This is a genomic window from Streptomyces sp. NPDC031100 (genome assembly GCF_055570785.1).
Genome location: NZ_JBVIGN010000020.1, coordinates 94044 through 106745, shown reverse-complemented (window position 1 = coordinate 106745; position 12702 = coordinate 94044). Strand labels below are relative to the sequence as shown.

The following is a 12702-nucleotide window of genomic DNA, read 5'->3' as shown; positions in this document are numbered from 1 at the left end:
GTCACCGGTGCCGCACCTGTCCACGGTTAACGCGGGTAACACCCGAGGTCAGACCCGTTTTTCCGTAGTAAGCGCATACCGACCGGCCAGTTCGGTGAAAACGCCACGCGGCCCGGGAACCCGCGAGTAGCGTGCGTGGACCCGCCCACCCCCCACCTCCCTGCGGTCCGCCGCCACGGACCCGAGCCACGCAAGGAGCCCCGGGATGTCCTACGACCCGCCGCACGAGCCGTCGTACCTGACCTACCCCTGGCAGCCCCCACCCCCCGAACCGCCCCGCCCGCGCCGCACGCCGACCCGCGAACCCCTCGGACACCACAGCGACCTGCGCGTGCTGCGCGGCGCCTACCGCTGGCAGCGCCGCACCGCCACCCTCACCGCGCTCGGCTACTTCACCCTGTTCCTCGTCCTGTCCGCGTTCGCCCCCGACGTCATGACGGCGACCGTCGCCGACGGCATCCCGGCCGGCCTGCTGCTCGCCCTCCTCCAACTCCCGGTCACCTGGCTGGCGATCGCCCTGTACGAGCACACCGCGCGCCGCCACGTCGACCCGCTCGCGGACCGCATCCGCAAGGAGGCCGAACTGGACGCACGGCGAGGAGCGGGCCGATGAACAGCACCCTTGGCGCCCCCGGTCTCACCGGCTCGGCGCAGACCATGTCGCTGGTCGCCTTCTCCGCCGTCGTCGCGCTGACCCTGCTGCTGTGCGTGATGACCGGCCCGGACCGCGACGACCTCGACGAGTTCTACACCGGCTACGGCTCCCTGTCCCCGCTGCGCAACGGCCTGGCCATCGCCGGCGACTACATCTCCGCCGCGACCGTCCTCGCCACCAGCGGGGTGATCGCCCTGTGCGGCTACGACGGTGTCGTGCTCGCCCTCAGTACGGCGCTGTCGCTGATGCTGCTGATGTTCCTGCTGGCCGAACCGCTGCGCAACGCGGGCCGGTTCACCATGGGCGACGCGCTGGCCCGCCGGATGCCGGGCCGCAGCGTGCGGATCGCTGCCTGCGCGGTGACGATCGCCTCGCTGCTGCCGATGATGCTGGTCCAACTCGCCGGCACCGGACAGCTGATGGCGTTCATCCTCGGCTTCTCCAACGAGTCGCTGAAGACCGGCTGCGTCGTCGGACTCGGCGTGCTGATGATCAGTTACGCCGCGATCGGCGGCATGAAGGGCACCGCGCTCGTCCAGATCCTGAAGATCGTCATGCTGCTCGGTTCCGGTGCCGCGGTCGCCGTACTGATCCTGCGCCGCTTCGACTGGGACCCGGGCGCCCTGTTCGACGCGGCGGCGCGGCAGAGCGGGGCCGGGCCGGCCTTCCTGCACTCCGGACTCCAGTTCGCCGGGCACCCGGGCGCCCGCCTGGACATGATCACCTCGGAGCTGACCATCGTGCTCGGTGGCGCCTGCCTGCCCCACATCACCATGCGCATGTACACCGCCTCCAGCGCCCGCCAGGTACGCCGCTCGCTGTCCTGGGCGGTGTCGCTCGTGGCACTGTTCGTGCTGGTCATCACGGTGATCGGGTTCGGCGCCACGGCCCTGGTCGGCCGCAGGGCGATCACCGCGGCCGACCCGCAGGGCAACACGGCCTATCTGCTGGGCTCGCGCGCCGCGTTCGGCCGCGAGGTGTCGACGGCGGAGTCCTTCCTGTTCACCATGGTGACGACGGCGATCTTCCTGACCGTGCTCGCCTCGGTCGCCGGGATGATCCTCGCCTGCGCCAACTCCCTGGCCCACGACGTGTTCGCGACCCGCGTCCGGGAGATGCCGGCCCGCCGGGAAATGGCCCTCGCCCGCCTGTCGGCCCTCGCCATCGGCATCCCGACGATCCTGCTGGCCGCCCTGGTGCAGCACCACAGCCTGCAGCCCCTGGCGACGCTCTCCTTCTGCCTGGGCGCCTCCGCCCTCGCGCCCGCCCTGGTGTACGGCCTGTTCTGGCGCCGCTACACCCGCAGCGGGCTCATGGGCACGCTGCTCGGCGGCTCGCTGACCGTGCTGCTGCTCATGCCGGGCACCAACCTCGTCTCCGGCTCGCCCGTCGCGGCCTTCCCGGACGCCGACTTCAACTGGTTCCCGTTCACCACCACCGGGATCGTCTCCATCCCGGCCGGCTTCTTCTTCGGCTGGCTGGGCACGGTCGCCTCGGGCCGCCGGGAAGCGGAGGAACAACGGCGGCAGTACGAGGCGGTGGAGGGGCGGATCCTTGCGGGGGCGGTGCGCAAGGGTGGTTGAGGACGCCGTCGGTCGGGCAGGACGGCCGCTGCTCCGGCGCCGCACGCCACTCCAGGACGGCTCCGCCGCTCCAGGGCGGCTCGGCTACTCCAGGGCCGCTCGGCCCTGCAGCGAGATGAGGCTGCTGCGTACGTAGTCCATGTGCGCCTGGACGTCGTCCCAGGTCTCGCTGTGCTCGCGCAGCAGCCGCTCCGTGTCCTGGGCGATGCACTCCTCGCGCACGCGGGCCTCGGCGAGGAGCTCGGCGGCACGCGCGTCTGCCTCCTCCTGGCAGCGGCGCGCGGACTCCTCGGCCTCGCCCAGGGCGCGTTCGGCCTCGGACAGGGCCTCCTCGGCCCGGGTGATCCGCTCGGCGTGGTCGGCCTCGAACGCGGCCGAGCGTTCGGCCTCCTCGCGCTCGGCCTCGGCCCACTGCTCGGCGTGCTCCCTGGTCTGCTCGGCGAGCATGGCGGTGGTGCGCTGCCGTACCTCGCGCAACGCGGCGAGCGCTCCCGCGCGCTCTTCTTTCACTTCGTGCCGGGTGACGACGCGCAGGTCGTCGGCCTCGGCGCGCGCCGCGAGGAGGCACTGGCGGGCGCGTTCCTCAACCTCCGCGTAGAGCGCATCCGCTGCGTCCCGCGCCGCCTGGCGTACACCGAGGGCGTACGCCTCGGCCTGCGCGACCCGCTCGTGCGCTTCGCGCTGCGCGCTCTCGCGGATGTCCGCCGCCTCCCGCAGCACGAGCTGGTAGATGCGCTCCGCCTGCTCCCCGAGGGTCTCGTACGTCTGCGGCGGGAGCTGCGCGACCACCTCACGCAACCGCGCGGCCTCCGCGCCCATGTCCTTGGCGAGCACGGTCAGCCGCGCGGCGCGCTCCCACGCGGCGTCCCGGTCCCGCGACAGCGCCTCCATGTACGCGTCGACCTGGTCGGGGCGGTAGGCGCGCCCCCGGACGGTCGGGAAGCCGTGCGGCGGAATCGATGCGCTGCTCACCCTGGGAACCCCTCTCCACCGGACATACACGACAGGATGATTTCGCGCACATCTTGATGGATCGGACGCAAGCGTGCATAACGCGACACTCCACAGAAACGTCACGCCCGAAATCCCGCCCCGCTGCCGCACTTCCCGACCCGCGCGTGTCCCCGGGGCCGCGGGCAGGCCCCGCTACAGCACGTCCTCCTCCAGGGTGACGATCATGCTGCGGACGGGCGCGAGCTGCTGGAGGTACGCCCGGACAGGGGGCGGGGAAGCGGACGGTCATCGCCCCGCCCGCCGGTGCCGCGTCGGGACGGCCGCGCCGACCCGTTCGGCCGACAGGCATTCCAGCTCGGCGGGCGGACTTCCGGCGGGGAACAGCCGCCCTGGCCCAACACGACCGGGAAGGTCAGCAGCCGCGAGTCGGACCACGCCGACAGGTCGGGCGCGGTGCGGGAGGCGACCAGCTTCGGCACGGCGTTCATCCGCTTGGCTGGGGGTCCCCCCGCTTGCGCAGGAGGATCGTCCCGCCCGGGCCACAAGGGAGCTGGGCGGAGGGGGCGCGAACGCGGCCAGCACGCGCGGCTCCGCGAACACCACGTTGCGCGCGACCCGGCCGCCCACGACACTCCAGGACCGCGTCCTCGGTCAGCAGCCTTACGAGCGCAGGGACATCGGTGGCCTCGAAGGCGCGCACATACCGCTGCACCACCGCCCGCACCTCCGGGTCGTCCGGCTCGACGACCTCACCCGCGCCGCCCCGCGCGCAAGAGCGGCGCGTGCCCGCTGCAGCGCGCTGTTGACGGCGGCCACGGACGTCCCCAGCCGGCCGGCGACCTCGGCGGCGGAGAACTCCAGCACCTCGCGCAGCACGAGGACGGCCCGCTGCCGCGGCGGGAGCAGCTACAGCGCCGCCACCAGCGCGAGCCGGAGGTCCGCGCGCCTCCACATCGGACCGCGCCTCGGGGAACGGCTCCAGCCAGGGGATGTCGAGCGCCGGCGTGAGCGGCGCGTCCGGATCCTCGCTCGGCGCCCCGAGCCCGGCGGCAGCGGGCGGCGGGCGCGGCCCTGAAGTGCCGTCAGGCAGGCGTTGGTCGCGATCCGGTACAGCCAGGTCCGCACGGACGCGCGCGCGGGGTCGTAGCGGTCCCGGGCCTTCCAGGCCCGCAGCATCGTCTCCTGCGTCACGTCCTCGGCCTCGTGGAACGAGCCGAGCATGCGATAGCAGTACGCCACCAGCTCACCCCGGAACGGCTCGAAGTCCACCCGCCCGTCATGCCCTTCACGCGCGCGTGAAGGGCATGACGCGAGATCGGACTCCAGGGGCGCGGGCTACAGCAGCCCGTCCCACATCTGCTCCAGCAGCACCGACCACCAGCTCTCCGGCGAACCGAGCGCCGCCGGGTCCAGGGCGGCCAGCTGAGCCTGGAAGTCGACGGTCCAGCGGCCCGCCTGCTCCTGGTTCAGCCCGTACCGCAGCCGCCACATCCGGCCCAGCAGCGCCAGGCACCGCGCGAACTCCGGCAGCCCGGTGTTCACGAACTGCGGCGGCACCGGCGCACCGCCCGGCCCCGCCTCCACGGGCACGGCCACGATGTTCGCCGTCCCGTACTGCACACAGATCGCCCTGCCGAAGTCCGTACCCATCACGAGGTACGAGCCCGCGTCCGAGGCCGGCTGCACCCCGCGCTCGGCGGCCAGCTCCGCCAGCGTCGGCACCGGACGGCCCGGCTGTGCCTGCGCCCAGAAGAACGGGCCCAGGTCCACCGGCAGCCCGGCCACCACCAACGTGTGCGCGACGACCGGCGGCACGCCCTGCCGGGACACCGCCTGCTGCTCGAACCGGAAGATCCCCGGCCCGAACACCGCCGCCAGCTCCTGCCCGATCCCCTCCGGCGGAATCGGCGGCACGGCCTGCACCGGCAGCAGCGGCGCCCGCACCGGCGCGGGCCGCGCGGGCCCGTCCGCCACCTGGTGCAACTCGCCCTGGTGCGCCAGCAGCTGCTGCATGCCCTGCTGCCGGCTCGCGTGGTCCGTGCCGTACGGCGCGATGCTCGTGATGCGCGCCTGCGGCCACTGCTCCCGGATCATCCGCGCACAGTACGCACCCGGCAGCTCGCACGACTCCAGCTCCGTGTGCAGCTCCAGCACCTGGTCCGGCGGCACGTTCATCGCCCGCAGCTCGTGGAAGATCTGCCACTCCGGGTGCGGCGTACCCGGCGCCGAACGCCGGATCAGCTGCTGCTCCGAACCGTCCTGCGCGCGGTAGCGCAGCACGGCCTGGTAGCCGGGGCCCACCGTCGGCTGCCCGGTGGGCTGCTGCGGATAGCCGTACGCCGGCGGCTGACCCGGCATCGGCCCGCCCGGCGGCGGCATCGCACCCGGCGGCATCGGCTGTGGGGCGCCCGGAACACCCGGCGGCATCGGCTGCGGGGCGCCCGGGACACCCGGCGGCATACCGGGAGCGCCCGGCGTACCGAGTGCGCCGGGGGCGGGCGGCGGAGGAGGCGCGCCGGGACCGCCCACGGGAGGCGCGGCCAGCACGGTCTCCGCGTGGTGCACGGCGCCCCGCGCGCCACCGGGGGCGCCGGGAGCGCCAGGAGCGCCGGGAGGCTGGGGTGCGCCGAGGGCGCTCGGGGGCTGAGGCGCGCCGGGCGCGGGGGGCATGCCAGAGGCGCCGGGAGCCGCGGGAGCGCCAGGCGGATTGGGCATGCCCGGGGCGCCCGGAGCAGGCTGCACACCCGGCGTACCCGGGGCGCCCGGGGCGCCCGGTGGCTGCGGCGCGCCCCCTCCCATCTGACTCGGGTCGGCCAGCACCGTGGCCGCGTGGTGCACGTTGCCCGGAGGCGTACCGGGAACACCCGGCGCGCCAGGCGGGTTGGGGGCGCCCGGACCATTGGGCGCGCCCGGCGCCGGCGCCAGCCCCGCGCCCCCAGCACCACCCGGAGCACCCGGAGCACCCGGAGCACCCGGAGCACCCGGAGCACCCTGCCCCTCAGGTCCCTCGGGGCCGAGCGCCGACACGAGCTGCGTCGGCACGTACCCACCGGGAGGCGTGCCCGGCGTACCCGGGGGCGGCGGAGGCATGCTCCCGGGGCGCGCGCCCGGCGCACCAGGGACGCCCGGCGGAGGGGGCGGCGTGCCCAGCCCACCGCGCGCCTTGCGCGGGGGCGGTGCGGCCTTGCTCGTCGCGGCGTCCGCGATGTCACTGGCGTTCGGCGGGAGCGGCCGCCCAGGCGCGGCCGGACCGGCCGGAGGCTGCGGCGCGTTCGGGGCAGCGCCCGGCGCCTGCGGATAGCCGTAACCGGGGGCGCCCGGCGCGCCCGGGCCCTGCGGGTAGCCGTACTGTGCGGCGCCCGGAGGCGGCGGAGGAGGCGTGCTGCCCTGCGGGGCACCCGGCGCACCAGGGGGCGCGGGCGGCGTGGCGGGCGCCGGACTGTAGCCGGGCGCTCCCGGTGGGGGCGTGCCCGGTGCCACCGGCGCCTGCGGGTAGCCGTACTGAGGGTCACCCGAAGGCGGCGGAGGAGGTGTGCTGCCCTGCGGAACGCCCGGCGCACCAGGAGCAGCGGGCGCCCCGGGTGCACCCGGCACGCCCGGCGCGTACACGGCGCCAGGCGCCCCCGGCGCACCACCCTGCGCACCACCCTGCGCACCCGGCGGGAAGTTCTGCGCTCCCGGCGCGTTCGACGCATCGAGCGCCGGTGCGACCGCCGTGGGCGGCAGCTGGCTGCCCCCCGACATCAACGCCGTCTTCGCGTCCGGCGTGGCCGCCGGCGGGCGGGGAGCCCCGTTGCCCGGGTCGCTCAACGGCGGCGCGAACACCGTCGCGGGCAACGGCACCGAACGGTCTTCACCGGCATCCGCGTTCGTGTCCGTACCGGCCCACGGCGTAGCCCCGGCAGGCACCTCCGGCGCACTCGGCACACCCTGCGCCCCACCGGGCGCCCCAGCAGCCGGCCACGACGCACCACTGCCGGACCCAGCGGCCGCACCCGTACCCGGACCAGTACCGCCGGCTCCAGCCGGCGCACCCCAAGCCGGAGCAGGAGCATCCGTCCCCGCGGGCACCCCTGCCTGCGTCTCGGCAAGCACCCCGCTCCCAGCGGAACCCCCACCGACCGCACCAGCACCAGCACCAGCACCAGAGTCAGCCGCAGCCGACGCGCCCGCGACCTCCCCCTGCCCCGACGCAGACGCGGACGCCACCCCTGACGTCGCCCCCGCCCCGGACCGCCGATCCGGAATGCCCAGCTTGTCCGCCGCCTCCTGCAGCCACTCCGGCGGACTCAAAAGGAACGACGTCTGATTCAGATCCACCCGAGCGGCAGCAGGCGCCGGCACCGCGTCCTCGACCTCGCCGGCACGGCCGTACTCCTCCTCGTACCGGCGGATCACCTCACCCACCGGCAGCGCGGGCCACAGCGTCGCCTCACCGCTGTCCCGGGCGATCACGAGCCGCTGCGCACCAGCGTCCGAACGCGGGCCCTCCGCACGGTCCTCGCCCCACACCACGAAACCCAGCTCGAACTCCCGCACCCGCACCTCACGATGCTGGTACGCCGGGACATCCCCGTTGATCCACTCCTCGGCGCGCTCCTGCGCCTGCGCGAAAGTCACCATCGCTCGCAGCTCACTCCCCCACCGGCACGGAAGACACCGGGACGGCACGCGCGAAACCGCCGTCCACCATCAGGTTCGCCACCGTCTCCAACTCCGGCGGATTGCCCGCGAGCCGCGACAGGAAGGCGTCGAAATCGTCACCGCACGGCAGCAGCAACCGCTCCACCCGCTCGGCCGGCGACCACGACGGATCCACATCCCGCACATCGTCGTACGCGCAGAACCACACCGAACCGATCCGCGCGCCCTTCACCTTCACCGCGAGCAGACCACCCTGCACAAAACCGACGCCCAGGTAATCCTTCGTCAGATGGTCGCGCAGGCACTTGTTGACGTACACCAGGTCATTGACCGCCGCCTCGTCCCGCACCGTGAAGAACGGCTGGTCCAACAGCAACCCCAACTCGGCATCCAGCGCGGCACCCACCGGCGCACAACCACCCGCGGCCTTCAGGAACGAACGGTAGGCACCCGGCAGCCGATAGCCCAGGTCCTCCTCGACGCCCTGCACCTGCGACTCCGTCACCGCCACACCCGACTTCGGCAGCCCGAAGTGCGCCGGACGCGTCTCCTGCAACGGCCGCGTACCACGCTTGCCCTGGTCCACCCGGGCCGTCGCCACCCCACCGTGATGCCGCAGCAACGCCTTCACCTCGACCGGAACCAGCTCCAGCCGCCGCGAACCCACCACGTGATGCCACGTCCAGCCGTGCGGCGTCGCCACATCCGGCACCGTGTCCCACAACTCGTGCCCCGACGCCGCGAGCGCCGCGTTCGCCGACACATAGTCCGTCAGCCGCAGCTCGTCGACGCCGAAACCCTCCGGCGGATCGGCGATCTCCGCCGCCGCGCGCGCGTACGCCGAGAAATCCGGGTAACCGCGCTCGTCGATCCGTACCCCTCTCGGGTGACGTGCCGCCCGAACCGGATCCGGGAAGTGCACGACCTGCCCGGCATAGGCCGCGTTCGGCGGCGCGGCTTGCTGCCCGAGCCGACCTGTCGTCATGGCGGTTGCCCCCTGCGGCGTTCTCTCTGGCCTGAACGGCGGTGTCGATCGCGGATGGCGACAGCCTATGCGGTACACGAACCACGGTCACCGGCCCACCACCCCACCCCTCCACTTCCCGCCTCCGCTTTCGTGACCAGCCGTCACCCCGCCGTGACAGCCCGCCCAAACCCGGGCGTGTCGCACCGCCCCAGCTTCCGCACCAGCCACGGCATTTGGCACTCTGTGTCCTTCGGGGGACGCCCGGGGGAGGGGAAGACGATCATGAATACCTTGCAGACCGGAGGTAACGACGTGCGGGCCGGCGACCCTCGCATCGGCTGGAGCGGCACCGACACACCCCCCGCCCCCACCCTCCTCCACCGCCGCGACGGCATCCTGCCCACCGTCGCCGCCGCCCTCTCCGTCCGCGGCACCACCCTCACCGGCACCGCCGCCCGCGGCGACCAGCCCCCGCCCCTCCACCCCCTCGTCCAGGACTTCCTCGACACCCTCACCAGCGCCCAACGCGACCGCTTCACCGGCCGCTGCGCCGAAACCATCCTCATCTCCCGGCACATCGCCGCCGCCGACGCCGCCCGCAGCAAGCGCGCCGCCCGCAAACCCATGACCAACGGCGAAGCCCGCAAAACCCTCAAACAGGCCAAACTCACCGCCCGCCGCATACGCGAGGACGGCGACCCCCTCCACGGCAGCTTCGCCACCCCCTGCCGCACCTGCACCGCCCTCAGCGCCCACTTCGGCGTCCGCATCGTCGACTCCACCGCAGCCGACACCTGACACCCCGCCGCACCCGGCACCCACCACAACCACCACAACCACGGCAAGCACGACGATCGAAGGGCCGATGCACCCCGACCGCCAGTCCACCACGCGCTTCCCCGTACCCGTCGACGCCACCCTGCGCACAGCAGGCTGGCAACCCGGACGCTGGGACATAAAGCAGGCAGAGATCTGGGCCGACACCCTGCGCGACCACACCTCACCCGCCGGACACCGGCACACCGTCTTCCCCGCCGCCGTCGAAGCCTGGGCCGAATTCGGCGGACTCCGCATCACCCCCACCGGCCCCGGCCGCCAGGTCGCCCCCGCCACCCTCCACCTCGACCCCCTGCACGGCCTCCACCTCGCCCGCACCCTCGGCGACCTCGGCCGCGCCCTCGGCACCGAGGTCAGCCCCCTCGGCGCGGAAACCGAAACCGCAGCCCTCCTCGCCATCGACACCGACGGCCGCGTCTACACCCTCGACCACACCGGCGACTGGTACGTCGGCCCCGACATCGACCACGCCCTGTCCACCCTCATCGGCGGCACAGAACCGGTACGCCTCACCGTCGCCTGACCCACCCCATACCTCCGGATACCTCGGGCTACGCCGCCGGAATCACCGCCGACACCCGGAAACCCCCCGCATCCGTCGGCCCCGAAACGAACACACCGCCCAGCGCCACGACCCGCTCCCGCATCCCCACCAAGCCATTGCCACCCGACGGCAACCCCGCCGCCGACGCGGACGCCGGCTCCGGCGGCGGCTCGTTCTCCACCTGCATCGCGATCTCCACCCCCCGATGCGCCAACCGCACATGCGTCTTCGCACCCGCCGCATGCTTGTGGACGTTCGTCAACGCCTCCTGCACCACCCGGTACGCCGTCTGCTCGACCTCCGCCGCATACGACCGCACCTCCCCCTCGACCGACAGCGCCACCACCATCCCGGCCGCCGCCGACTGCCCGACCAACTCCTCCAGCTCCGCCAGACACGGCCCGTCCACAGCCGCCTCCTCGACAGCCGCCTTCGACGCCGCCTCCGCAGCCGCCACCCCCACCGCGACCAACGGCACCGACGCCGCACGCCGCTCCAGACCGTCCCCCGACCGCAGCACCCCGAGCATCTCCCGCAACTCGGTCAACGCCTGCCGCCCCATGTCCCCCACCAGAGCCGCATTCTTCACGGCCTTCTCGGGATCCTTACGGGCAACCGCCTGCAACGCCGCCGCATGCACCACCATCAGACTCACCCGATGCGCGACCACGTCATGCATCTCACGAGCGATCCGAGTCCGCTCCTCACCCCGCGCCCACTCGGCCCGCTCCTCCGCCCGCTCCGCGAGCAACTGAAGCTCCCGCTCCAGACTGTCCGCCCGCTCCCGCAGACTCTCCATCAACCGGCGCCGCGCCCCCACATACAGACCCAGCAGCACCGGCGGAGCCGTCAGCCCCAGGGACGTCGTAATCGAGGCGAAGGGCACAAACCAGTCCCCGAGGGTCAGATCCCCCCGCGCCATGTCCTGCCGCACCCGCACGAACGTCACGATCATCGTGCCCAGCAACGACATCCCCGCCAGCGCCGCGATGATCCGGCGCGGCAGCTCGCACGCCGCCAGCGTGTACAGACCGACGATGCCCATCAGGAACCCCATCTGGGCCGGCGTGATCGCGATCGCGACCAGCACGACGGCGATCGGCCACTTCCTGCGCACCAGCAGAACCGAACCGGCGATCAAACCGAACACGATCCCCACCGACACCGGTATCCCGGCGTCCCGGGCGAACGGAACACCCTCCGCGCCGCACTCCACGGCGGACACCACCGCGAGACTCCCGTCGAGCACCGCACTACGCCACCTGGCCCACCACCATGGGCCGGTCAGGGCCCTGGCGTGCTCTTCCCCCGTCGTGGTCATGCCTCCAGCCTACGGGCGCGGGCAACGGCATTTCCGGTGACTTTCACCTACCGGCGCGGACCACACTCCGTAATCGAATGACCTCGAAACCAGCTGGTATCCCTCGAACTGCTGAACGTCACCCGTTCACACCCGGAAGCGAACATTCCGCCCGGACGGTATCCATATGACACATGCATCCGGCAAGAGCGGCAGGTACGGGGACTTCGAGGGGTTGCGGGAGCGAGCGGTCGCGTTGCGGCGCGAGGGCTACAGCCTCCGGCAGATCCGGGACGAGCTGAAGATCTTCAACAACGACATCCTGAACCGGCTGGTGAAGGGGGAACCGCCGCCGGAGTGGACCAAGCGACCGAGGGCCAAGGACGAGCTGCGCGAGAGGGCGCGGGAGCTACGGCTGCAGGGGTGGACGTACGACCAGATCCAGGTCGCGCTGGGCTGCTCCAGGAGTTCGGTGTCGCTATGGGTCAGGGACCTGCCGAAGCCCGAACCCAGGTACACGCCAGAGGAACAGCGGGCACTCATGCAAGAGGGACTCGCAAGGCGCCGCGCCGCAGAGCACGACAAGCGTAAGGAGTCCAAGATCGCAGCTCTCCAGGACATCGGAGAACTGACGGATCGCGAGCTCTTCATGGCGGGGGTCGCGCTCTATTGGGCGGAGGGTTCGAAGAGCAAGCCCTACGACCGACGCGAGCGAGCGATCTTCGTCAACAGCGACCCCGGCGTGATCCAGACCTACCTGGCGTGGCTGGACCTGCTCGATGTGGACCGGGAGCGCCTGACCTACCGAGTACTCATCCACGAGTCGGCGGACGTGGATGCGGCCCATCGCTTCTGGGCGGCCGTCGCCGACGTGGACGTGTCCGTCTTCGCCAAGCCGACCCTGAAGAAACACAACCCCAAGACGGTCCGCAAGAACACCGGCGACGACTACCACGGCTGCCTGGTCATCGGCGTAGCCAGGAGTGCCCACTTGTACAACCGCATCGAGGGCTGGTGGAGCGGAATCGTGGCTCAGGCGCAGGCACGTCTCGGGTAAGGTCTGAAGCGCTGTCCCCCGTGGTGTAACTGGCAGCACACTAGATTTTGGATCTAGCAGGACAAGGTTCGAATCCTTGCGGGGGAGCCACAGCACACAAGACCCAGGTTCGGGCCCTGACTGCCACCGTCAGGGCCCACTCTCATATCCCCCCAACCCCA

General features: G+C 72.6%; 11 protein-coding genes and 1 tRNA gene. 6 read left to right on the top strand and 6 right to left on the bottom strand.

Features of this window, described 5'->3' with window-relative positions:
- Nucleotides 1-205: 205 nt before the first annotated feature.
- Nucleotides 206-613, top strand: a complete 408-nt coding sequence (locus ACZ5DS_RS39525; RefSeq protein ID WP_468248546.1) for a DUF485 domain-containing protein — start codon at nucleotides 206-208, stop codon at nucleotides 611-613.
- The gene (locus tag ACZ5DS_RS39520; RefSeq protein WP_468248544.1) at nucleotides 610-2238 is read left to right on the top strand and encodes a sodium/solute symporter; all 1629 of its coding nucleotides are present in this window, start codon (nucleotides 610-612) and stop codon (nucleotides 2236-2238) included. The genes ACZ5DS_RS39525 and ACZ5DS_RS39520 overlap by 4 nt, the downstream gene beginning before the upstream one ends.
- 84 nt (nucleotides 2239-2322) lie before the next feature.
- Here the strand turns inward: ACZ5DS_RS39520 and ACZ5DS_RS39515 are convergent, their stop codons facing one another.
- The 5 genes from ACZ5DS_RS39515 to ACZ5DS_RS39495 form a co-directional block, all read right to left on the bottom strand.
- Complete coding sequence (locus ACZ5DS_RS39515; protein ID WP_468248541.1) at nucleotides 2323-3210, bottom strand: cellulose-binding protein; 888 nt, start codon at nucleotides 3208-3210, stop codon at nucleotides 2323-2325.
- Nucleotides 3211-3852: 642 nt separating this feature from the next.
- Nucleotides 3853-4056 (bottom strand): sigma factor-like helix-turn-helix DNA-binding protein, encoded by a 204-nt coding sequence (locus ACZ5DS_RS39510; protein ID WP_468248584.1) that lies wholly within the window; start codon nucleotides 4054-4056, stop codon nucleotides 3853-3855.
- A gap of 42 nt (nucleotides 4057-4098) precedes the next feature.
- Nucleotides 4099-4461 carry a sigma-70 family RNA polymerase sigma factor gene (locus tag ACZ5DS_RS39505; RefSeq protein ID WP_468248539.1) on the bottom strand — a complete coding sequence of 121 codons (363 nt, stop codon included), beginning with the start codon at nucleotides 4459-4461 and terminating at the stop codon, nucleotides 4099-4101.
- A 66-nt stretch (nucleotides 4462-4527) separates the two neighbouring features.
- A complete protein-coding gene (locus ACZ5DS_RS39500) occupies nucleotides 4528-7815 on the bottom strand; it encodes an SUKH-4 family immunity protein (protein WP_468248537.1) in 3288 nt (1095 codons plus the stop codon).
- A 10-nt stretch (nucleotides 7816-7825) separates the two neighbouring features.
- A complete protein-coding gene (locus tag ACZ5DS_RS39495; RefSeq protein ID WP_468248534.1) occupies nucleotides 7826-8821 on the bottom strand; it encodes an SMI1/KNR4 family protein in 996 nt (331 codons plus the stop codon).
- Nucleotides 8822-9085: 264 nt separating this feature from the next.
- Between ACZ5DS_RS39495 and ACZ5DS_RS39490 the strand changes: the two genes are divergently transcribed.
- Entirely contained in the window at nucleotides 9086-9601 is a 516-nt protein-coding gene (locus tag ACZ5DS_RS39490; protein ID WP_468248533.1) for a YwqJ-related putative deaminase, read from the top strand.
- Nucleotides 9602-9668: 67 nt separating this feature from the next.
- Complete coding sequence (locus ACZ5DS_RS39485) at nucleotides 9669-10163, top strand: SUKH-3 domain-containing protein (RefSeq protein WP_468248530.1); 495 nt, start codon at nucleotides 9669-9671, stop codon at nucleotides 10161-10163.
- A gap of 28 nt (nucleotides 10164-10191) precedes the next feature.
- Here the strand turns inward: ACZ5DS_RS39485 and ACZ5DS_RS39480 are convergent, their stop codons facing one another.
- The gene (locus tag ACZ5DS_RS39480) at nucleotides 10192-11505 is read right to left on the bottom strand and encodes a sensor histidine kinase (protein ID WP_468248528.1); all 1314 of its coding nucleotides are present in this window, start codon (nucleotides 11503-11505) and stop codon (nucleotides 10192-10194) included.
- A gap of 166 nt (nucleotides 11506-11671) precedes the next feature.
- Here ACZ5DS_RS39480 and ACZ5DS_RS39475 point away from each other — a divergent pair, with 166 nt between their 5' ends.
- On the top strand, nucleotides 11672-12541 hold the full coding sequence (locus tag ACZ5DS_RS39475; RefSeq protein ID WP_468248526.1) for a hypothetical protein: 870 nt from the start codon (nucleotides 11672-11674) through the stop codon (nucleotides 12539-12541).
- 14 nt (nucleotides 12542-12555) lie between these two features.
- Nucleotides 12556-12631, top strand: a tRNA-Gln gene (locus ACZ5DS_RS39470).
- The last annotated feature ends 71 nt before the right edge of the window (nucleotides 12632-12702 follow it).

Excerpts from the sequence above, each read along its gene's own strand:
- ACZ5DS_RS39525 (WP_468248546.1), top strand. The coding sequence starts at position 206 with ATGTCCTACGACCCGCCGCACGAGCCGTCGTACCTGACCTACCCCTGG.
- ACZ5DS_RS39520 (WP_468248544.1), top strand. The coding sequence starts at position 610 with ATGAACAGCACCCTTGGCGCCCCCGGTCTCACCGGCTCGGCGCAGACC.
- ACZ5DS_RS39500 (WP_468248537.1), bottom strand. The coding sequence starts at position 7,815 with ATGGTGACTTTCGCGCAGGCGCAGGAGCGCGCCGAGGAGTGGATCAAC.
- ACZ5DS_RS39495 (WP_468248534.1), bottom strand. The coding sequence starts at position 8,821 with ATGACGACAGGTCGGCTCGGGCAGCAAGCCGCGCCGCCGAACGCGGCC.
- ACZ5DS_RS39490 (WP_468248533.1), top strand. The coding sequence starts at position 9,086 with ATGAATACCTTGCAGACCGGAGGTAACGACGTGCGGGCCGGCGACCCT.
- ACZ5DS_RS39485 (WP_468248530.1), top strand. The coding sequence starts at position 9,669 with ATGCACCCCGACCGCCAGTCCACCACGCGCTTCCCCGTACCCGTCGAC.
- ACZ5DS_RS39480 (WP_468248528.1), bottom strand. The coding sequence starts at position 11,505 with ATGACCACGACGGGGGAAGAGCACGCCAGGGCCCTGACCGGCCCATGG.
- ACZ5DS_RS39475 (WP_468248526.1), top strand. The coding sequence starts at position 11,672 with ATGACACATGCATCCGGCAAGAGCGGCAGGTACGGGGACTTCGAGGGG.